The organism is Nonomuraea sp. NPDC049269 (assembly GCF_043197155.1).
Lineage (GTDB): Bacteria > Actinomycetota > Actinomycetes > Streptosporangiales > Streptosporangiaceae > Nonomuraea.
The window spans coordinates 1,817,469-1,838,342 of record NZ_JBICSO010000001.1 but is presented as its reverse complement, the minus strand read 5'-3'; the positions used below and the strand labels follow the sequence as shown (position 1 = coordinate 1,838,342).

Here is a 20,874-nt window from a genome sequence, read left to right as displayed (position 1 = left end):
AATCATGGTAACGACCGCTACAAGCGCGCGGATAGAGCGTGCCTCCTCCCCTGGGATGACCTGACATCTCCCCCTAATAGGTAAGGCGCGGAGATCGCCTGATCTTTACGCTTGCCCCACGGGGGTGGGGAATGAGGGGATTCTTATCGAGCTTTCGCGCGGTTTCTCTGGCGATGGGGCTGGTCGGGTACACGGTGTGCCCGGTGCCGCCGGCCCTCGCCGCCGCGCCGTCCGACGAATCGGTGCTGGGGGAGCGGTTCGTCCAGGTCGTCGCCCATCCGGACGACGACCTGCTGTTCATGAGCCCCGACCTGTACGGCGGGGTGCGGGGCGAACGGCCGAGCGTCACGGTCTACCTCACCGCGGGCGAGGGCACCGCGGGGCTGGACGACCACCATGATCCGTTCGTGTACGCGCAGGACCGCGTGGAGGGCCTGCGCGCCGCGTACGCCTACCTGGCGGGGGTGCGCAACGCGTGGCGCAGCACGATGATGACGGCCGGGCGGCTGGCCGTCCAGGTGGACTCCCTGGTCGAGCGGCCACGGGTCATGCTGATCTTCGCCGGGCTGCCGGACGGCGGCGACCCGCGCGCCGACGGCGGCCGTGACGCGCTGACCCGGTTATGGGCGGGCCAGAGCTGCGTGCACCTGTTCGGCGGCGCCGACCGGCCGTGCGTGCGCCGGGAGGACGTGGTGCGGCTGCTGCGGGCCATCTACCGCAAGTACCACGCGAACGTGGTCCGCACGCTCGACCCGGACCCGCCGCCGCACTGCCGCATGTGCGACCACCCCGACCACGTGGCCTCCGCCCGCTTCGCGGCCGCCGCGGCCGAGGGCGCGCAGGTGCGCCTGGTGGCCTACCGGGGCTACCCGATGACGGTCTGGGCGCCGAACGTGCCGCGGCGGATGCGCGAGCTCAAGCGGGAGATCTTCGGCGTCTACCGGAGCCACGACTACCGGGCCAGGTCCGGCTGGCACTACGGGGCCTGGTTCGAACGCATGTACAAGATCACCGGGGTCACTCACAAGAGGCCGCCGCCGGGCGGCGCGAGTGGTCGCTCGACGCCGCCCGGCGGCTGGGTGCCAGGGATCAGAGCCAGCCGCGGCGGCGGGCCATCTGCTCCAGGGCGTGCTGCAGCGCCTGGTCCGCCGAGCCCGGATGGTCGTCATAGCGGACCGTGAACCGGTTGTAGGCGTCGTGGCTGGAGGTCAGGAAGCCGCCGCGCTTGTCGGCCTCCAGGACGACGTCCATCTGCCGCGGCCCGGCGATGAACGTCAGCTCCAGCTCGTTGAAGTGCCGCCGCCACTGCCCGCCCGCGTAGTACTCGATCTCCTGGAAGAACGGCATCGTCGAGCCGCGCAGCGTGCCGCGTTCGAGGTCGGCCTTCTTGAAGCCGAAGCCCAGGCGGTCGAGCGCGGCGAGGACGTGCTCCTGCGCGGGCAGCGGGTTGACGAACAGCGGGTCGAGGTCGCCCTTGTCCATCGCGCCGGCCAGCGCCAGCTCCGTCTGCACGCCCAGCCGCATTCCGTGCAGCGGGTGACCGCCGATGGCGCTGATCGGCGTCTCCCACGGGATGACGATCTCGAACGGCTGGCTGTGCTGCGCGCCGGCGGCGAGCTGGAAGGTTCCGGCGACCTGCTGGCGCAGGAAGCCGTAGCTGGTCTTGTACTCCTCGTCGCCGCGCTCCACCTCGACCACCGCGGTCAGGTCGAGGTAGATGCCCTCGACCTTGTAGTCGGCGCCGCCGCCGCGGAAGTGCACCACGCCGCGCAACGTCCCGCCGGGCCGTACACCGCTGTCGGTCAGCACCGTGTCTACTTCGACGCCCGCGCCGAACGCGGCCATCAGCTTGCGAAACACCATGGGGTTCTCCTATGACCCGGGGGTCTCTCCGTTGTGATGGCCCGAGAAGCGGGGGAGCAACTGGGCCAGGAGCAAGGTCGACAGCGCGGAGTCGCCGGATCCCTGCTGGGTGCGGACCACCAGGGGCTGAGGGGCGTTCTCCGCCAGTTTGGCGCCCACGTCCAGGCGCCTGCGGGCCAGCTCGTACTGCAGCACGGCCCGGTTGTCACGGTAGGAGGCGGCCAGCCTGCGCAGGGCCTTGGCCTCGTTCTCGGCGGAGGTCAGCTCGGCGCGGCCACGGGCCTCGATCTCCCAGCGCACCCGCTGGGCCTCCGTCTCCTGCTCTTCCAACATGCGCGCCACGTCCTTGCGCGCGGTGTTGTGCGCGGCCTTGACCTCGACCACGCGGGCGTCACGGGTCTTCTTGGACCGCTCGATCTCCATGAGCAGGGTGTCGATGCGGCGCTTGCGGGTCAGCTCCCACTCGCGCTCGTAGGCCGACAGCTCCTTGGCCACCTTCTCGCGGGTGGCCAGGTGCTGCTGGTACTGGTCCGGCAGCTGCACGTCGGGGATGTTGGCGCCGGTGATGCGCACGCCGTAGCGGCCGAGCTGGCGGTTGAGCGCCTCCTGCATGTCGCCGACGTCGGAGCCGCGCAGGTCGTACGCGCGCTCGGTGTTGACCTTGCGGCTGCGCTGCCTGATCGCGTCCTGTACGGCGCTCGACAGCACCAGGTCGAAGTTGCCCGCGCCGATCGTGCGGACGAACGCGACCGGATCCACGATGCGGAACTTGAGGAAGAACTCGATCGACTTCAGCGGCACGTTCTCGGCCGTCGGGCAGGCCACGATCGGCGCCGAGTACGGGATCTCGGTGGAGGTGTCGACGACCGCGTCCACCCGGTCCCACGGCAGCCACAGGTAGTGACGGCCCGGCGGGAGCGTGCCGGTGATCGCGCCCCAGCGGCTGCGTACGCCGGTGGTGCCCTCCTCGATCTCGATGATCGCCCGGCGCCACATCCAGACCAGCGCGACGGCCAGGAAGAACACCGCGGCCAGCGCGGCCGTCACGACGAGGTTGCCCAGCGCCGCCATCCCGGCGAAGTAGACGGCGATGAAGACCAGGGCCATCCAGGCGAAGCCGCGCCGGTCCTTGGGGATCACGACGGGCACGAGCTGGCCCTGCTCGCCGCCGCGCAGCAGCTGGCGGATGTCGGACCAGGAGGCCAGCGACTCCTTGATCTTCGAGAACTCGCGGCTCATCGGACCTCACCCTCGATGGTCGGCAGTGCGGCGGCGAGCGCGGGCTCGGGCGCCTCGGTCACCTCTTCGGCGACCTTCCTGAGCAGTGCGGTGATCTCCGCCTCCCTGCCCTCCACGCGCTTGCCGATCTCGCCCAACCGGCCCCGGATCGCGGTCATGTCCTCCGCCGAGAACAGCGCCGCCCCCTTGCCGCCGACCAGCTGCTGGGCCAGCGCCAGGAAGTCGATGTCGGAGTGCTCGCCCACCTGCACCACCTGCGGCAGCCGGGTCGCGACCGACTCCAGCTTGTCCAGCAGGTCCTGCTGGAAGCGGTAGTCGAGGATCTCCGGCGCCTCGGCCGCGCTGAGCGCCCTGATGTCCAGCGCCTGCGCCTCCAGCAGCGCCGAGTTGGCGTTGGCGGAGGACTCCGCCTCGACCAGGCGCTGCCTGGCCTGCGCCTTGGCCTGGTGGGATGCCCGCTCCAGCGCCGTGTCCATGCGCGCCTGGTAGCCGGCGATCTCCGCCTGGATCGCGCTCAGCGTCTCCTGCAGCCCGGCCAGCTCCTTGATCAGGTCGCCCTCATTCTGCTCCTTGCGCAGTTGCAGCTCGTACTCGTAGGTGTAGGCCTCCTTGGCGACGCGCACCATCTCGGGCGCGGCCAGGTCCATCCGGTACTCCTGGCTGGACGGCTCGGCGTGCGTGATGTTCACGTCGGTGAGCCGTACGGCGGGCAGGAACTGCTGGTTGAGGTTGTCCAGCATGCCCAGGGTGCTCTCGCCCACCAGGTCGTAGATGTCCTCGGCCCGCTGGGCGTAGATGAGCGAGCGGGTGACCTCGCTGATGGCGTTCTGCAGCTTGGACTGGAAGCCGCTGACCGAGCCGAGCACGAAGATGAACTCCGCCGGGTTCTCGATCCTGAACTGCAGGAACAGGTCGACGCTCGCCTTGACGCCCTGCTGGGTGGGGGCCTCGCTGATGGGGGCGTTGAACGGGTACTCGCGGGTGGTGTTGACGATGTAGCTGACCCGCTTCCACGGGTTGAACAGCGTGACCCGGCCCGGGTCGGCGATCTGCACCAGCTTGCCGAACTTGGTGATCAGCGCCTTGCAGCCCTCGGGCACCATCACCACGCTGCGCCGCCACCACAGGAAGGCGGCGGCCAGGATCAGGACGACCCAGTAGTGCGGGCCGAAGAACACGTCGGTCCGGGGAATGACGTTGCCGAGCGCGCCGATCAGGCCGAGCACCACCAGGATGCCCAGCGGCACGACCACCTTCGCGGTGGTGCCCTTGGGGATCACCACCGGCGAGATCACGTGCATGCCGTTCTCGGCGAAGCTGCGGTTGATGATCTCGCCGGCCTCGTTCAGCGACGCCGTCCGGGCCTCGATCAGCGTGCCCACCGACACGCCGCCGTCACGGGCGGCCGCGAAGTCGTACGGGTTGAGCGTGAAGCCCTGGGCCTGAGCCTGACCGGTCCACTGGCCCTGCGCCGCCTGGTTCACGGCCTGGCCGACGGCTTGACGCATGTCACCGCCTTGAACGACCGCTTGGGCTATGCCCTGACCTGCCTGGATCAATGCCTCTCTGGGTCGTGACATTGCACCTTCCTCTTCCGCTACGGGCGGATTCGACCGTATCGGGTGTCACTTACTGTTCGCTTGCAAGCGGTCATCGCACTCCTCTTGCAATCGATAGCAGGTGTGCTACCAATGTAGTAGTCCTACTATCGGGAGGGATCTGATGAAGGTCATGAGGGAGCTGGATGAGGGCTCCGGCTTAGCGGACCCGGCGGATTCCGCCGTCATCGAGGTCCGTGATCTGCGCATGCGCTACGGGCCGGTGGAGGTGCTCCAGGGCGTCGACTTCACCGTGCGCGCGGGCGAGGTGATCGCGCTGCTCGGCCCGAACGGCGCGGGCAAGACGACCACGGTCGAGATCCTCGAGGGCTTCCGGTTACGTTCCGGCGGCGACGCACGCGTGCTCGGCACCGACCCGGCCCACGGCGACGAGCGGTGGCGGGCCCGGCTCGGAGTGGTGCTGCAGTCCTGGCGCGACCACGGCCGCTGGCGGGTCCGCCACCTGCTCGACCACTTCGGCCGCTACTACGCGCCGTACTCGGATGAGGCCAGGACCCGCCCGCTCCCCACCGACGAGCTGATGGCCGCCGTCGGCCTCACCGAACACGCCGACAAGCGGGTCGCCCGGCTCTCCGGCGGGCAGCGCCGCCGCCTCGACGTCGCCATCGGCATCGTCGGGCGCCCTGACGTGCTGTTCCTCGACGAGCCCACCGCCGGGTTCGACCCGCAGGCCCGCCGCGACTTCCACGACCTCGTGCACCGGCTGTCCGACCTCGACGACACCACCATCCTGCTCACCACCCACGACCTGGACGAGGCCGAGAAGCTCGCCGACCGGATCCTCATCCTGGCCGGCGGGAAGATCGTCGCCGACGGCAGCGCCGACCGCCTGGCCCGCCAGGTCTCCCGCGACGCGCAGGTGCGCTGGAGCGTCGGCGGCGAGCACTTCGTCCACGCCACCGACGACGCCACCGGCTTCGTCCGCGACCTGTTCGCGCAGCACGGCGAGGAGGTCGGCGATCTGGAGGTACGGCGGGCGACGCTCGAGGACACCTACATGGCGATCGTCAGGAGGGACGAGGGATGAACCCAACGCTGCACGCCGCCCGGCTCGGGGTGTCCCGAGGCTGGACGGAGTTCAAGAACTCCCTGGTCAGCCCGCAGGACGTCGGCTTCACCATCGTCACCTCGATCGCCTTGGTCGTCGTGATGTACTTCCAGCGGGACGCGAGGCTGCCCGGCACGTCCCTCTCGCTGGCCGCGGTCACCCTGCCCAGCGTCCTCGGCATGCTGACCGCCTTCAACGCCCTGCTCGGCGCGGTCGGCGCGCTGGCCGTCGAGCGGGAGGACGGCACGCTGCTCCGGGCCAAGGCCCTGCCGCAGGGCATGGTCGGCTATCTGGTCGGCCGCATCGTGTCGGTGTCGCTCACCACCCTGATCAGCGTGCTGATCGTGCTCGTGGCCGGGCTGTTCCTGCTGCCGTCGTTGACGCGCACCGGGCCGGGCGGCTGGCTGACCATGTCCTGGGTGATCCTGCTCGGGCTGCTGGCCACGCTGCCGCTGGGCGCGATCATCGGCTCGCTGGCCAACAGCCCGCAGACGGCTGCTGGGCTGTCGATGCTCGCCGTCGGTGGCTTGTCCGCCATTTCCGGGATCTTCTACCCGCTGTCGGCGCTGGCGGGCTGGCTGCAGGCGCTGGCGCACGTGTTCCCGCTGTACTGGCTGGGGCTCGGGATGCGCTCGGCGCTGTCGCCCGCCTCCGCCGCGGCCGCGGAGCTCGGCGGCTCCTGGCACACCCTGGAGACGGTCGGCGTACTGGGCGCCTGGTCCGTGGCCGGCCTGCTGCTGGCACCGCCGATCCTGCGCCGGATGGCCCGGCGCGAGGCCGGCTCACTGATGCAGTTGCGCCGCGACCGAGCACTGCAACGTATCGGCTGACTGGCTGATTGGCTGGTCGGCTGGTCGGCTGAGAAGACTGATGGGTTGGTCGGCTGAGAAGATAGGCGGCGATGAGCGAGATCGTCTACAACCGCATCGCGTTGCTGCGCGCCGAACGCGGTGTCACCCGCAGGCAGCTCGCCGACGCTCTGGGCGTGCACTACCAGACGGTGGGGTATCTGGAGCGCGGCGAATACAGCCCCAGCCTTTATCTGGCGCTGCGGATCGCCGAATACTTCGAAGTGTCGGTCGAGATCGTCTTCTCCACCACGCCGTTTCCACGGATCGGAGAGCGGTCTGCCTGACCTTTCCTTAAAGGGCCTTCGCCTCCCACCCCTTACCCGTCTGGGTGGTCGGCCGTCTGATGCCCGCCCGCCCACAACGGCCCTCCGCTTCGCTCCGGACGTTCTCCCAGGCGGGCTGACGCCCGCCCCCTGACCTCGCTCCGCTCGGACCGCCTTCCAAGAACGCTTCGCCGGGTCGGCTGGTTGGGGCGGAACTGTCGTCGAGACCTTCTACAGTGCTGCGATGACGCCACATGACCGCACTGCCGCGAACACCTCCCACGACTGGCAGGCGTCGCTGGAGCAGGCCTTCGGAGTCCTGCTGAGCCGTCCGTTGCCGAGCTTCGACCCCGCCGGTGCCTACGCGGCCTATTACGGTGGCAACTGGCTCTACGAAACCGACGCGCGCACAGATGCCGCATGGCTGGACCCAGCCGCGCTGACCGGCGAAACAACACTTGTCATGGAACATCTCCTCCTCAACGGCGAGATGGACTACGCGCCCTTGCGGTTCGACGCAAAGGAGTCATGGTTCGGAGTGGACCCGCAAGGGCTTCCCGAGGATTTCGCCCGCGACGTGGACGCCATGAGTCTGCCCTCCTCCGATCTCATCCGCGGTGCCGATCTGGGGCAGCTGCTGCAACGACACAGAGTCGACCTGACCGCGCCGCACCTGCCGGAGGACGTCTGGTGCCTCTACCAAGCGCGCATCGCCTCCAACGGCACACTCCTGGACGCTCTCCGAGTCGCGACGGGCATCGGCGTTGGCTCCGCAAGCCTCGTCCCCTACGAGGACAAGATCGACGCGGAAGGCGAGGAACGGATCGCCGCTGTGGCCGATGCAGCGCTCCGCGCGCACCTGCGCGGCTTCTGCGACCCCTCGCCGATCGCGGACCTCAGCTATCTGGGCGCCGACGCCGACAACCCGCTGGAGAAGTTCGAGTGCTCAGTGGTAGCCGGCTGCGTCGGCGCCATCGATCAGTACGAGATCACGGTGGTACAGCTCAGCGACCTCCTCTCCGGCGATCGCCCTACGGCTGGATGAACGTACAGCCCAGCTCTCCCAGGAGGCCCAGGGTCCGTTCACCGCTGAAGAGGCGATCTGGCCCGGCGAACGGCGGATCGAGGAACATCATCGTGGCCGCCGCCACCGATATCGCCGCCTTCTGTGCTGCCGATATCCCTCAACCCTGCCTCCGCGAGAAAGCACCTGGGCTCAGCGCCGACGGCAAGGGCATCGTCATGCGGCCGGACGCGCTGCGGACCGCCACCAGGAGAGCGGTCCCCGCCGAGCCTCTGACCAGCGCAGAGAAGCCACAGCGGGGCGAGAGGCGTACCCCCTCACCCGGCTGACGGTTTCTGTCAGTGGCGCCGCCTAAAGTGGCATCATGCGACCGGTCACTGATTTGCAGCGGAAGGTGGCGCCCTTCGAGGTCGTCACCGAGATGACTCCCTCCGGCGACCAGCCGACGGCCATCGCAGAGCTGGAGCGCCGCGTCAAGGCCGGGGAGAAGGACAACGTCCTGCTGGGCGCCACGGGCACCGGCAAGACGGCCTCGATCGCCTGGCTGATCGAGCGGTTGCAGCGGCCCACGCTGGTCATGCAGCCCAACAAGACGCTCGCCGCGCAGTTCGCCAACGAGCTGCGGGAGATGCTGCCCAACAACGCTGTTGAATATTTCGTCTCTTATTACGACTATTACCAGCCTGAGGCCTACGTTCCGCAGAGCGACACGTACATCGAGAAGGACTCCTCGATCAACGACGAGGTCGAGCGGCTGCGCCACTCGGCGACCAACTCGCTGCTGACCCGCCGCGACACGATCGTGGTGGCCTCCGTGTCCTGCATCTACGGCCTGGGCACGCCGCAGGAATACGTCGACCGCATGGCCCGGCTCCGTGTCGGCATGGACATCGACCGCGACCAGCTGCTGCGCCGCCTGGTCGACATGCAGTACACACGCAACGACCTCGCCTTCACCCGGGGCACCTTCCGGGTGCGTGGCGACACGATCGAGATCATCCCGAAGTACGAGGAGCTGGCCGTACGCATCGAGATGTTCGGTGACGAGATCGAGAAGCTCGCCACCATGCATCCGCTGACCGGTGAGGTCATCACCGAGGACGAGGAGCTCTACATCTTCCCCGCCTCCCACTACGTCGCCGGCGAGGCGCGGATGGCGGCGGCCGTCAACGGCATCGAGGCGGAGCTGGCCGAGCGGCTCTCCGAGCTGGAGCGGCAGGGCAAGCTGCTGGAAGCGCAGCGGTTGCGCATGCGCACCACGTACGACATCGAGATGATGCGCCAGATCGGCACCTGCTCCGGCATCGAAAACTACTCGCGCCACATGGACGGCCGTGAGGCGGGCACCGCTCCCAACACGCTGCTCGACTACTTCCCCGAAGACTTCCTGCTGGTCCTCGACGAGTCCCACCAGACCGTGCCGCAGATCGGCGCCATGTACGAGGGCGACGCCTCTCGCAAGCGCACCCTGGTCGACCACGGCTTCCGCCTGCCGTCGGCGCTCGACAACCGGCCGTTGAAGTGGGAGGAGTTCCTGGAGCGCATCGGCCAGACCGTCTACCTGTCGGCCACGCCGGGCTCCTACGAGCTGGGCCGGGTCAAGGGCGACGTGGTCGAGCAGGTCATCCGGCCGACCGGGCTGATCGACCCCGAGGTGGTCGTCAAGCCCACCAAGGGGCAAATCGACGACCTGGTCCACGAGATCCGCGAGCGCGCCGACCGTGACGAGCGGGTCCTGGTCACCACGCTGACCAAGAAGATGTCGGAAGACCTCACCGACTACCTGCTCGAGCTGGGCATCCGGGTCCGCTACCTGCACAGCGAGGTTGACACGCTGCGCCGCATCGAGCTGCTGCGCGAGCTGCGCTCCGGCGACTACGACGTGCTGGTCGGCATCAACCTCCTGCGCGAGGGGCTCGACCTGCCCGAGGTGTCGCTGGTGGCCATCCTCGACGCCGACAAGGAAGGCTTCCTCCGCTCGGAGACCTCCCTGATCCAGACCATCGGCCGGGCCGCCCGTAACGTCTCCGGACAGGTCCACATGTACGCCGACAAGGTCACGCCGTCGATGGAGCGGGCCATCGACGAGACGAACCGGCGGCGGGCCAAGCAGATCGCCTACAACCAGGCCAACGGCCTCGACCCGCAGCCGCTCCGCAAGAAGATCGCCGACATCCTCGACTCGTTGCAGCGCGAGGACGCCGACACCGACCGGCTCCTCGGGGGCGGCCGCCAGCAGTCGCGCGGCAAGGCACCGGTGCCCGGATTCGCCGCCCGCCAGGCCGGCCAGCACGCCAAGACCATCGCGGGAGAGATGCCCCGGGCACAGATGGAGTCGTTGATCGAGTCGTTGACCGAGCAGATGCACCAGGCTGCGGCCGATCTGCAGTTCGAGGTGGCTGCTCGGTTGCGCGACGAGATCAAGGAGCTCAAGCGGGAGCTGCGGGACATGCGGGAGGCGGGAGTTAAGTAGACGGCCAGCCGGAGGAAGGGCCTTCGCTTTGCTGCGGGCGTTCTTTCTCCCCGCCCGTTACCCGATTCGGTGCTTGGCCATCTGATGCCCGCCCGCCTGCAACGGACCTCCGCTTCGCTCCGGACGTTATCCCAGGCGGGCTGACGCCCGCCCCCTGAAGGACCTCGCTCCGCTCGGACGCCCTTTTTGAACGCTTCGCCGGGCTGGCTGGTCGGAGCGAGCTGTCTTGGCGGCACCACCATCGAGACCGGCACCGACTCCTGCCGCTCCACCCCGGCCCAAGCCCGCGCACCCAGGCTCCCGAAGTCGGCACGTACCTGCGCACCTTCGCCCAGCTGGCCGACGTGGCGATCTATGGTCGCGAGGCTCGCGCGCTGATCGAGAACGTTGCTGACGAGTTGGAGCCTCGCCGCTGAGGACCGCCCGCTGCCGGATTCGACCCTGCCCGTTCCGGACCGGCAGGGTCCTGGCCGGGGCCGCGCCCAGACCTCGCTGCGGCCCCGGCCCTCGACCACCTGACGTGCGGTGGCACATGTGCGCGCTGTCGTTCCGGACGGGGTACGACCGTGAACGAGGCAAAGACCGTCACCCGCGAGGCCCTCCCTAAGAACCGTCTCCAGAGCTCAGGTGCCGAACCAGTGCATCGAGAACCACCAGGTCTTCCCCCGGCTCGATCGTCTGCGGGTTCAGCGCGATCGCGTCGTCGGGTACGCCGGACACACCGACCGCGATCCGCGGGTCCCCGTCCCACAAAGCCCGCACCAACCCGTCCCGGGTCCAGCCGCTGGTTGCCAGCAATCGGACAACCGCTCGCCCGTGCGGCTGGCCCGCCTCACTCGGGTACCCGCGCTCGGCAACGACACCCGGCACCCCGCGCAAGCCGGCAATCCACCGGTCGACGATCTGCTCATAGCTCGCGAGCAGTGCCTCCTCGTCTTGCTCCAGCGTCCACTCGACCGCGGCGTACAGCCCGAGCAGCTCTTCCTTGCCGACCTTCATCCCGCGCCCGATCTGCTGATTCGGCGACGCGTGCGCCCGGCACCTGTCGACAATCCACCGCTTCCCCAGCACCAGCCCACTGGACTGCGGTCCGCGCAACCCTTTCCCACCGCTGAAGATCACGGCATCCGCACCGAGCTCCGTGGTGAATCGCCACAGCGAGGAGAGGGGTGGAATCTGGGCCGCCGCATCCACGATCACCGGCACAGCCGGTGGACCGGCGGGGGTCGGGCCAGCCGAGGTGAGCTCCCGGGCGACTCGGATCACGTCCTCGATCGGCAGAGCATCCGCCGCGTAGTGGGCGCCGGCGAACCACAGTACGCAGGCGGGGCGTCGGACCAGGGCGGCTCGGAGCTCCTCGATCGACGGGCCGACTTCTACGATGCGGGCGCCGGTCAGGCGGGCCGCGTAGTCATAGCCGTTGCGTTGGCCGGTGAACATGACGACCTCGGCATCGGCCGGGAACGCCCGCGCGGGCTCACCGACACACGACGCGACCGTGAGGGTGATCGCCGCCGCGGCACCGGACGTCACGCAGGCCGCCTCGTTGCGGGTGAGCGCGGCCAGGCGCTCACCGACGTGGTCGTGGAGTTCGGGCAGGTCGACGAAGTGGGCCGCCCCCTCCGTCATCGCCTTCAGCACCGAAGGCGGCATCAGCGAGCCGCCCAGTGCGGTGAGTGTCGCGGAGGCGTTGATGACGGGCCGGACCCCGAAGGGATGGGTCATACGAGGAACTTCGACATCGGTGGTACGCCGGAGTGTTCGGCCAGCCAGGCATCCAGGAAGTCGTTGTCGGTGCCATCGAGGTGGGTCAGCTTGTAGACACTCGCGGCAGGCAAGGCCTCGATCAGTGCGGCACACCAGTCGGGATCGTCGACGGCGAGCAACGTCCGAGCGGTCACCGCGGACGCATGCCGGACCGGATCGAAGTAGGCAAGAGTGTTGCCAACGATCTGCGCCGATGAGCCGGCACGGAGGTGATCGTTGAGCTCCTCGAGCGGATAGCGGCTCGACTTCAGCCGTGCCTCTGCCGCCTTGTAGAACAGCAACTCCGGGACCCGGACCGCGCTGAACCCGGACCGCCGCGCAGCCGTCAGCACCGCCAGGTCGTTCCCGCTCACGGCCACCCGCGCCGGATCGACCTCGTCCAGGCTCATCAGGAACTCCGCGGCCCGCAGGCAGTCCGCCGCGATCCCGCGATAGATGTACGACGCCGGGTCGTCGATGCCCATCGTCAGCAATCCCGGGTACGCCGCCGAGAACCCTTCGTCGGCCAGCCGCTGACCACGGTGCACCAGGCCGAACACGACGTACCGGCTCCGGTCGTTCGGGTGCGGCATGTCGTTGACGCTCCCGTAGCGCGGCGTCTTCAGGAGCGCGGGGAACGGCCCGTCACCGGCCGGGATGCTGAGATGACCGAAGACGCGGTACGGCCCGATGCTGGTGAGCCGCACGGTGTAGCTGGTCGCCTCGGCCGTCGTCCGCGCCGGCACCAGGTCGAGCACGGGCCGAGCAGGGATCGCGGCCAACTCTTCGTCGACCGCGGACCAGTAGCTGTCAAAGTCCATCGGTTCACCGTCCCGGGGTGAGGTGTTCGGCAAGGAAGTCCTCCACGATCCGCATCACGCCCGGCAGCCCGGCGTGGTGCGCGCAGTGCGGGTAGGCGTGCAGGGTGGTCTCACACGTCAGCACCCGCTGCAGCGCGAACCCGGTTTCCGGCGGGCACACATCGTCCTCGAGGCCGAGGTACAGCAGCGTCGGCGCCCGCACCTTCGGCGCGAAGTTGAGCCCGTCGTAGTACGCGACCGTCTCCCGCACCCGGTCGACGTCCTTCGGATGCACCCGCAAGTACTCGTTGATCTCCTCGTACGGATACGACCGGGTCAGTGTCGGCGCGGTCATGATCCCGCACAGGTACGGCGCTCCCGCCGCGACGCACCGGATCACGTCCGGCATGAGCGCGGCTGTCGAGATCCCGAGGCCACCGCCCTGACTCGACCCCTGCAGTCCGATCCGCAGACTGTCGACTTCCGGACGATCGAGCAATACCTCGACCGCCCGCACCACATCGAGGTAGAACCCGCGATACCCGTACGTGTTGTGGTCGACGATGTTGTGCGTCAGCAATCCCGGGTAGCCCGGGTTGAACACGTCGTTCGACCGCAGCTTTCCGCGCGGCGCCACCGCGAGCGCGGCGTACCCGAGCTCGGACCATTCCTTCGGGATCGTCGGCTCGGACATGTAGCCGGGGATCGTCACCAACGCCGGGCACTGAGCCGGCCGATCGCGCGGGACGGTGTACCAGCCGGCGATCCGCAGACCGCCATAGCTGGTGTAGCGCAGATCGTAGACAATCACCTTGCCCGTGGACAGCGACGGCATTTCGGTGAGGACCGGGTCCAGCGGGTACGACGCGCAGTCCGCCAGGCCGGCCGCCCAGAAGTCGTCGAAGTCGTCCGGCAGCTCGACCTCGACGATCGCGTTCTCGGGGTTTCTCAAGAGCGTTCCTCTCGATGGGGGATCGGGGGCGGTGCCTATACCCGCTGCGGTGCGTGCAGCGCGGTCCCGTCGGAGGCCTTGAACAAGTGCAGGCGGTTCTGGTTGAAGCCGACGTACACCGTGCTGTCATGACCTAGCCGGAACGGCACCGGGACGCGGGCCTTCAGTAGCTCGCCGTCGATGCGGACCGTGACCAGCACATCCGGACCGAGCGGCTCGGACACGAACACCTTCCCGGGCTGGTAGCCCGCGACCGGGGTCGGCGACAACGTCACGTCCTCCGGCCGGACGCCCAGGACGACGGCCGGGTCGTCCGGCGAAACGTCGTACCGGCCCAGCTCCTGGGTCAAAGCGCCGCTGCGGAAGGTCCGGACGCCGTCGACGTCGGCCAGCTCACCGGTGACGAAGTTCATCGGCGGCGAGCCCATGAACGAGGCGACGAAACGGTTCGCCGGGCGTTCGTAGATCTCCTCCGGCGTCGCGCACTGCTGGACCACGCCGTCGCGCATCACCGCGATCCGGTCCGACATCGTCATCGCCTCGACCTGGTCGTGGGTGACGTAGATGAAGGTCCGGGCGACATCCACGTGCAGCCGCTTGATCTCCGCACGCATCAGCACCCGGAGCTGCGCGTCCAGGTTGGACAACGGCTCGTCGAGCAGATACGCACCGGCGTCCCGCACGATCGCGCGACCGAGCGCGACTCGTTGCCGTTGACCACCGGACAGCTCGCGCGGCTTGCGATCCAGCAGATCCTCGATGTCCAGCGTCCGGGCCGCCTGCAGCACCTGCTCGGCGATCGTCGCCTTGGGCACCCGCATCATCTTCAGCGCGAACCCGATGTTCTGCCGGACCGTCTTGTGCGGGTAGAGCGCGTAGCTCTGGAAAACCATCGCGACGTCGCGTTTGTTGGCCGGCAGCCAGCTGACCGGCTTGCCGTCGAAGAAGATGTTGCCCTCGGAGGCCCGTTCCAGGCCGCAGATCATTCGCAGGGTTGTCGATTTTCCACAACCGGACGGGCCGACCAGGGTGAGGAACTCCTGATCCTCGATGGTCAGATTCAGGTCGTTCACCACGGTCTTGCCGCCGAACCTCTTGGTGATGCCTTCGAGTCGAACCTCTGCCATCTCTGTCAGCCCTTCACGGATCCGGCGGCCATGCCCTGGACCAGCTTGCGCTGGAAGAACAGGGCCAGTACCAGGGGTGGGACGACCGCGAGCACGCCGGCCGCGGCCATCACGGTGAACTGGGTGTTGAAGTCGGTGGCGAAGTTCGCCGCCACCACCGGGATCGTCTTCGCCGCCTTCGAGCTGGTCAGGAACAACGCGAACATGAACTCGTTCCACGCGGTCATGAACGCGAACACCGCGGCCGCGACCAGCCCCGGCGCCGCGACCGGCAGGAACACCGACCACATGGTCCGGAACCAGCCGCACCGATCCACCCGGGCCGCCTCCTCGAGCTCGCGCGGTACCGAGCGGAAGAAGTCCTTCAGGATCCAGATCGTGATCGGCAGCGCGAACGTCGTGTACGAAAGGATCAGCGCCAGGTAGGTGTCCAGCAGCCCGAACGTCCGCATCAGCAGATAGAACGGGATGATGATCGCGATCCCCGGCACCATCCGGGTGAGCAGGTAGAGCATCAGCAGCACCTGACTGCCGCGGAACTTCAGCCGTGAGAACGAGTACGCCGCGAACGTGGCCAGCACGAGATTCAGGATCGCCGTCGAGGTGGCGACGATCAGACTGTTCCGCAAGGAGTACGGCGTCTCGTCGATCGCCCGGCCGCCGACGAGTTGCTGGGCCTCACTCGGATGCAGGAAACCGAGATAGTTCTCCACTGTCGGGTGGACCGGAATCCAGTGCGGCGGAACGGAGATCGCATCCACCTCGTGCATGAAGCTCATCGCGACAATCCAGTAGAACGGCAACACCAGATACAGCGCGAACGCGACCGCCAGCACGTACAGGAAGATCTTCTTCCAGGGGATTCGGTAGCGCAGGGGGACCTTCACCACGGTGCTCATACCTCGAAGTTCCCCTTCCGGTAGAGCAGGCCGATGTAGCCGACCGAGATCAGGAGGGTGATCGCGGTGATCACCCAGGCGTAGGCGCTGCCCAGGCCGAAGTCGGTGAAGGTCAGGACGGTCTGCACGTCGAGCAGGGCGATGGTGGTGGTCGCGTCCCCCGGTCCGCCACCGGTCAGCACGTAGATGGTGTCGAAGGCGCGGAACGCGTTCATCGTCTCGAGAATCAGCACGATCAGCAGGGGGTGCAGCAACCACGGCAACGTCACCTGGACGAACCGCTGCACCGCCCCCGCTCGGTCGACGGTGGCGGCGTCGTACAACTCTGAGGGGATCGTTGACAGTCCGGCGAGCAGAATGATGACCGAGAACGGGAGCGTGTTCCACACCTGGGCCAGTGCGGTGAACAGGAACGCGCCGGTCCCGGACGTCAGCCAGGCGTGGTAGTCGTCGATCAGTCCGAGTTGCGTCAGCAGACCGTTCAGGGCCCCGGTCTTCGCGTCGAAGATGGTCCGCCACATCAGGCCGTTCACCACCCCCGGCATCGCCCAAGGCAACAGAGCCAGGCTGAGCAACAGACCACGGCCGCGGAACTGCTCGTTCAGCACCAGCGCCAGGATCAGCGCGAGTACGACGGTCAGCCCGAGCACCACGAGGACGAACAGGGCCGACACCTTCAACGCGGACAGGAAGGCCTGATCGCTGAGCAGGGCCTGGTAGTTGTCGAAGCCGATGAACTTGTTCGCCCGCGGGCGCTTCAGGTTGTTCTTCTGCAGGCTGACCCAGAACGAGTACGCGATCGGGTAGGCGACCAGCAGGGCGATCACGATCATGGCCGGCGCGTTCAGCGCCCAGGCCTTGGCGTTGTCGCCCAGCGGCCGGCGTTCGGCGAGGGCAGCCATCCTCAGTTGTATTTCTTCTTCAGCGCGTCAACGGACTGCGCCAAGCTCGCCACCGCCGCGGACGGCTGCGTCTGGTTGCTCAGCACGCCCTGCACGACCTTGTGCATCTCGATTTCGAACTCGGTGTACCACGGCACGCCGAGCACGTTGCGCGGCTTGGCGATCTCGCCCAGGTGGGCGTAGATCGCCGGGTCGGCGAACTTCTTCAGCGATGCGGTGATCTCCGGGTCGGTCGCCATCGACTTGTAGGCGAACCCGAGACCACGCTGCAGGAACCAGAACTTCGCGGTGTAAGGCTGCTTGTTCGCGTCGAGTCCGCCCAGGTAGGTGAGCAGCTTGAACGCGTTGTCCTTCACCTCGGTGTCCTTGGCCAGCGCATAGAGCCGGGTGTTGCTGACCGTCCCGTGCACCTGGCCATCGAGGCTCGGTACCAGCGCCATCCGGATCTTGCCCGCGGCCTTGGACTTGGTCGCGTCGTTGTAGTCGCGGCTCGCGTACCGCGCGCCGATCGTGTACGCGTACCGGTTCGCCTTCATCGCGTTGTCGATCGGAACCGCCGTCATCTGCAGGCAGGCCGGGTCGATCACCTTCGACTTGTTCGCCGCCTGCTGCAGCCAGGCGAAGACGTCCTTCACCACGGTGTCAGTGGTGTTCATGATCGGCGCCTGCTGGTCGTCGAACATGTTGCCGCCGCTGCCGAAGACCAGCGCCCACACCCAGGACCACCAGGTGTCGGACAGTTGCGCCGGCACGCCGATGGGATACTGCAGGAGGCCGGCTTTCTTGATCTTGATCGCCTGCGCTTCCAGTTCCTCCAAACTGGCAGGGGGTTTCGTGATTCCGGCCTTGGCCAGGATGCCGGCGTTGTAGGTCAGGCAGTTGGAGTCTGTGTAGTACGGCAGGCCGTAGCGCTTGCCCTGGTACGTCATCGCGGCCGCGTTGCCCGGGTAGATCGCGGCGTACACCTCGTCGACGCCGGGCATGCCGTCGAGCGGCTGCAGGTAGTCCCCCTCGACCCAGCCCGCGAGGGAATCGTCGTACACGTAAAGGGCGTCCGGGCCGCCGCCACCGGTGAACTCGGCGACGACCTTCTGCACGTACTGCGCACTCGTGATCGGGGTGTAGTTGACCTTGATGTTGCTGGTCTTGGTGAAGTTGTCGAGGTTCTGCTGGACGAGTGCGGCCTCGTAGTCCCAGCCCTCGAACTTCACGCTGCCGTCGCCTGAGCCTCCGGACTTGTCGTTGGAGCAGGCGGACAGCAGGGGCGATGCGGCGGGCAGGGCCAGGCCGAGGCCTGCGTACTTCAGGATCTGGCGGCGGTTGAACTCCATGGGGGGTCCCTTCAACGGGAGGGGCGCAGTAGCGCTTGGGCGATGCGTAGCCGGTACAGACGCGTCGGGCGTCCTTTCGGATGGTGCTGAGCTGTGCCTTCGACGCTCACGAGGCCCCCAGCGTCGAGTGTCCGGATCAGTCGGCGCCCGCTCTGATCCGTGATGCCGAGATGGTCGGCGAGCTCACCGGGCGAGATCGCGCGACCTTCCAGTTCGTGGTCCAGTGCCGCCAGCCGGGAGACGGTCGCGGCACTGAGGCCGACGGACTTCGCGAGCTGTTCGATGTCGTCGCCGTGCTCGCGGTAGGAGTAGCTGAGCGCCGCCCGGACCGGACCCATCGGGCCGATGATCACGCCGCTGTCCTCGATCAGGTAGCCGCATGGCCCGCCCTCCTGCTCGGCCCGGGCGGCCGCTTGTTCGGCCAGGGCCACACAGTTGCGGGCGGACGCGCCGACGCCGAACCCGGCCGAGACCTGCGCACCGAGCGCCGTGGCCGCCTCGGTGAGCGCGGGTACGGCGACCCAGTTGCGGGTGATGCGCTCGAACAAGGCCTTGTGGGCGAAGACGACGACACCGCGCCGGCCGCGGTCCTCGATCCACGCGCCGGCGAACTCGGGGGTGTTGAGCAACAGATTCATCAGGCCGATCCGGGCCCGTTCCTCGTCCTGCGAATGCGAGATCAGGAAGACGCCGGCGGCGAAGCGTTGTGCGCTGGCTCGCTCGGACTCGATCCGGAGCGCGAGCTCGTGCAGCTCGGTCCGGATCGTCGCCGGCACCGGCATGCCGCTCATGATCGGGATCTCGCCGGACAGTTGCTCGCGGACGTCGGCGCGGACGCTGATCACGTAGCTGCGGTCGCCGAACCGGTGGTACGCGGAACGGTGGAACTCAACGATGTCCTCCACGGATTGCGTGGGGGCATACGGCAGGCAGTCGATGGCGTCGGCGTCGAGTTCGAGCGCGGTGGCGACCGCCTCGACCGCCTCGGCGGGAAAGGTGTCGATGCTGACCGGGGTGCGACCCCAGCCACGCTCCTGGGCGCGATAGAGCGCGAGGGTCAGGTCAAGCGCCGACGAGCGGATCACACCGACCGGGAGGTCGGGTGGGAGGAGTTCGCGGCTGGCCGTGTACGGGACCGGGCCGGCCAGGAAGCCGTCGAGCCGGGTCGTGCTCAGGAACTCGGCGACCTTGGCGCGGATCTCGTCCTCGTGGTCGTAACTGACCCACTCCAGGTCGACCCCGCCGAGCGTGTTCGCGGCTTCCCGGAACAACTCCCTGTGCGTCGAGTGGGTCACCACTCCGATCACAATCGCCACGACACCCCTTTGCGAACTAGGTTCGGAAGTGACTCGTAAATCCGATGCCGACCAAACTCCCCCCTTCCGGGGCCCAGGTCAAGGGATCAGCCCAATGAAATTCCCCAGTAACAAGCTGGCCGCCGAGGGGCAGTGGTGTGGTGGGGTCAACGGGGACCTATGGGAGATAAGCGGCCCGCGCCCCTGGAGGGTCGTGGCGGTCTTGGTCCACGACCCTCACGTCAACGCCCTCCGCCGGCTGTGCCCGCGCATCATTGGCCGGGCGCTATTCGCGCGTACGGCAGGCGATGCGTGTGTGCGGCGCGGGTCCAGCGCGTGGTTGTCAGAGCATTCCGGCTTCTGACTGGAGCAGGACGGAAAGGGCGTCGGGGTCCGCCGACGCGACGCCCTTCGCGGCGAACCAGGTGGCCACGTTGCGGGCGTCCCGGTCGAGGAACTGCGGGCCCGTGGGGTGGGAGATCACGTCGACGATCTGGGGAAGGTCGATGATGACCAGCCTGCCCTCGCGGACCAGCAGGTTGTACGCCGACAGGTCGCCATGCGCCAGTCCCTCCCTGGCCAGGATGACCAGCGCCTCCACCAGTTGCGCCCACAGGTCGTCGAGGTCGTCCGAGACGTTGGCGAGGCGGGGAGCCGCGTAGCCGTCCGGGGTGCCGATGAATTCCTGGAGGATCTCGGTGCCGACGATCTGCACCGGGTAGGGGACCGGCAGGCCGAGCTCGGTCAACCGGCACAGGGCGCCGAATTCGGCCGCGGCCCACTGGCCGGCGATGAGTTGCTTGCCGAAGGCGGTGCGGTTGGCCATGGCCCGGTTCATGCGGCTTTCGCGGGTGCTGCGGCCTTCCAGGTAGCCGGCGTCCCGGTGAAACAAGCGGTGTTCCGCTGAGCGGTAGCGTTTGGCGGCCAGCAGGCAGACGCGGTCCGTATCCGGTACGCCGCGCGAGAGCAGGTGGACGTCGGCTTCCTTGCCGGTTTTGAGGATGCCGAGTTCGGTGTCCACGGCGGCTAGCTCGGTGACGAGCCAGTCCGGGTGCGGCTTCGGGCCGCGCTCGGTGGGGGTGCTCTGGTCCCAGGTCGACCAGCGGTCACCCACAGGTGGTCCGTCGTCCACGGGAGTGCTGTCGAGCCATTCGAGATCATCGGCGTCGAGAGCGTACTTGCCCCGGCGGCGGGGCGAGGAGTGCTTGGGCACGGTGGGATTTCTCCAGAAATGAGGCCCACCGGCTCAGCGATCAGATTGGCGAGATCCCGGTGGGGAGGTCAGAGGACGCGGAAAACGGCACGCGAACAGTCGTCGTCATCACGGTCTCAACCTCCCTCCACACACGCCCTGCGATCAGCTTGGCCGATTATGCCGAGCGGCGTCTGATCGGTGCAACCGAATATCTACGGGCTCGCGATAATCAGGTGAAGTCGGCTTT

Annotated in this window: 18 protein-coding genes; 6 read left to right on the top strand and 12 right to left on the bottom strand. The window is 68.0% G+C overall.

The genetic code is table 11. From position 1 onward, the window contains the following. Positions 1-173 precede the first annotated feature (173 nt). The gene (locus tag ACGFNP_RS08525; protein WP_358318651.1) at positions 174-1,181 is read left to right on the top strand and encodes a PIG-L family deacetylase; all 1,008 of its coding nucleotides are present in this window, start codon (positions 174-176) and stop codon (positions 1,179-1,181) included. On the opposite strand, the gene ACGFNP_RS08520 is transcribed toward ACGFNP_RS08525, so the two are convergent. Genes ACGFNP_RS08520 through ACGFNP_RS08510 form a run of 3 tightly spaced genes read right to left on the bottom strand, consistent with a single transcriptional unit; the run spans position 1,090 to position 4,682 of the window. Next, positions 1,090-1,863: a sporulation protein gene (locus ACGFNP_RS08520; RefSeq protein WP_358318652.1), complete on the bottom strand. Its 774-nt coding sequence runs from the start codon at positions 1,861-1,863 to the stop codon at positions 1,090-1,092. The genes ACGFNP_RS08525 and ACGFNP_RS08520 overlap by 92 nt on opposite strands. Before the next feature lie 9 nt (positions 1,864-1,872). After that, complete coding sequence (locus tag ACGFNP_RS08515; protein ID WP_358318653.1) at positions 1,873-3,102, bottom strand: SPFH domain-containing protein; 1,230 nt, start codon at positions 3,100-3,102, stop codon at positions 1,873-1,875. After that, positions 3,099-4,682 (bottom strand): SPFH domain-containing protein, encoded by a 1,584-nt coding sequence (locus ACGFNP_RS08510; protein WP_393316264.1) that lies wholly within the window; start codon positions 4,680-4,682, stop codon positions 3,099-3,101. The genes ACGFNP_RS08515 and ACGFNP_RS08510 overlap by 4 nt, the downstream gene beginning before the upstream one ends. A gap of 142 nt (positions 4,683-4,824) precedes the next feature. Here ACGFNP_RS08510 and ACGFNP_RS08505 point away from each other — a divergent pair, with 142 nt between their 5' ends. From ACGFNP_RS08505 to uvrB, 5 genes are all read left to right on the top strand, one after another. Continuing rightward, positions 4,825-5,748: an ABC transporter ATP-binding protein gene (locus ACGFNP_RS08505; protein WP_393316261.1), complete on the top strand. Its 924-nt coding sequence runs from the start codon at positions 4,825-4,827 to the stop codon at positions 5,746-5,748. Beyond that, positions 5,745-6,599, top strand: coding sequence for an ABC transporter permease (locus ACGFNP_RS08500; protein WP_393316258.1), 855 nt, complete (start codon positions 5,745-5,747; stop codon positions 6,597-6,599). The genes ACGFNP_RS08505 and ACGFNP_RS08500 overlap by 4 nt, the downstream gene beginning before the upstream one ends. Positions 6,600-6,670: 71 nt before the next feature. Continuing rightward, complete coding sequence (locus tag ACGFNP_RS08495) at positions 6,671-6,904, top strand: helix-turn-helix transcriptional regulator (protein WP_214637574.1); 234 nt, start codon at positions 6,671-6,673, stop codon at positions 6,902-6,904. Between the two features lie 223 nt (positions 6,905-7,127). Continuing rightward, complete coding sequence (locus ACGFNP_RS08490; RefSeq protein WP_393316255.1) at positions 7,128-7,928, top strand: hypothetical protein; 801 nt, start codon at positions 7,128-7,130, stop codon at positions 7,926-7,928. A gap of 343 nt (positions 7,929-8,271) precedes the next feature. Beyond that, on the top strand, positions 8,272-10,380 hold the full coding sequence (gene uvrB / locus ACGFNP_RS08485; protein WP_358318657.1) for an excinuclease ABC subunit UvrB: 2,109 nt from the start codon (positions 8,272-8,274) through the stop codon (positions 10,378-10,380). Between the two features lie 603 nt (positions 10,381-10,983). Here the strand turns inward: uvrB and ACGFNP_RS08480 are convergent. From ACGFNP_RS08480 to ACGFNP_RS08440, 9 genes are all read right to left on the bottom strand, one after another. Then, on the bottom strand, positions 10,984-12,105 hold the full coding sequence (locus ACGFNP_RS08480; protein WP_393316252.1) for an aminotransferase class V-fold PLP-dependent enzyme: 1,122 nt from the start codon (positions 12,103-12,105) through the stop codon (positions 10,984-10,986). After that, positions 12,102-12,947, bottom strand: coding sequence for an acetylxylan esterase (locus ACGFNP_RS08475; RefSeq protein WP_393316249.1), 846 nt, complete (start codon positions 12,945-12,947; stop codon positions 12,102-12,104). Before ACGFNP_RS08475 ends, ACGFNP_RS08480 begins: the two co-directional genes overlap by 4 nt. A gap of 4 nt (positions 12,948-12,951) precedes the next feature. Further along, positions 12,952-13,878 (bottom strand): acetylxylan esterase, encoded by a 927-nt coding sequence (locus ACGFNP_RS08470; protein ID WP_393316246.1) that lies wholly within the window; start codon positions 13,876-13,878, stop codon positions 12,952-12,954. Positions 13,879-13,913: 35 nt separating this feature from the next. After that, the gene (locus ACGFNP_RS08465) at positions 13,914-15,005 is read right to left on the bottom strand and encodes an ABC transporter ATP-binding protein (protein WP_358318661.1); all 1,092 of its coding nucleotides are present in this window, start codon (positions 15,003-15,005) and stop codon (positions 13,914-13,916) included. A 5-nt stretch (positions 15,006-15,010) separates the two neighbouring features. After that, complete coding sequence (locus ACGFNP_RS08460) at positions 15,011-15,904, bottom strand: carbohydrate ABC transporter permease (RefSeq protein WP_358318662.1); 894 nt, start codon at positions 15,902-15,904, stop codon at positions 15,011-15,013. Next, positions 15,901-16,806, bottom strand: a complete 906-nt coding sequence (locus tag ACGFNP_RS08455) for a sugar ABC transporter permease (RefSeq protein ID WP_358318663.1) — start codon at positions 16,804-16,806, stop codon at positions 15,901-15,903. The genes ACGFNP_RS08460 and ACGFNP_RS08455 overlap by 4 nt, the downstream gene beginning before the upstream one ends. 2 nt (positions 16,807-16,808) lie before the next feature. Continuing rightward, positions 16,809-18,137 (bottom strand): extracellular solute-binding protein, encoded by a 1,329-nt coding sequence (locus ACGFNP_RS08450; protein ID WP_358318664.1) that lies wholly within the window; start codon positions 18,135-18,137, stop codon positions 16,809-16,811. 11 nt (positions 18,138-18,148) lie between these two features. Continuing rightward, the gene (locus ACGFNP_RS08445; RefSeq protein ID WP_358318665.1) at positions 18,149-19,453 is read right to left on the bottom strand and encodes a helix-turn-helix domain-containing protein; all 1,305 of its coding nucleotides are present in this window, start codon (positions 19,451-19,453) and stop codon (positions 18,149-18,151) included. A gap of 322 nt (positions 19,454-19,775) precedes the next feature. Then, positions 19,776-20,645 carry an RIO1 family regulatory kinase/ATPase gene (locus ACGFNP_RS08440; protein ID WP_358318666.1) on the bottom strand — a complete coding sequence of 290 codons (870 nt, stop codon included), beginning with the start codon at positions 20,643-20,645 and terminating at the stop codon, positions 19,776-19,778. Positions 20,646-20,874 lie beyond the last annotated feature (229 nt).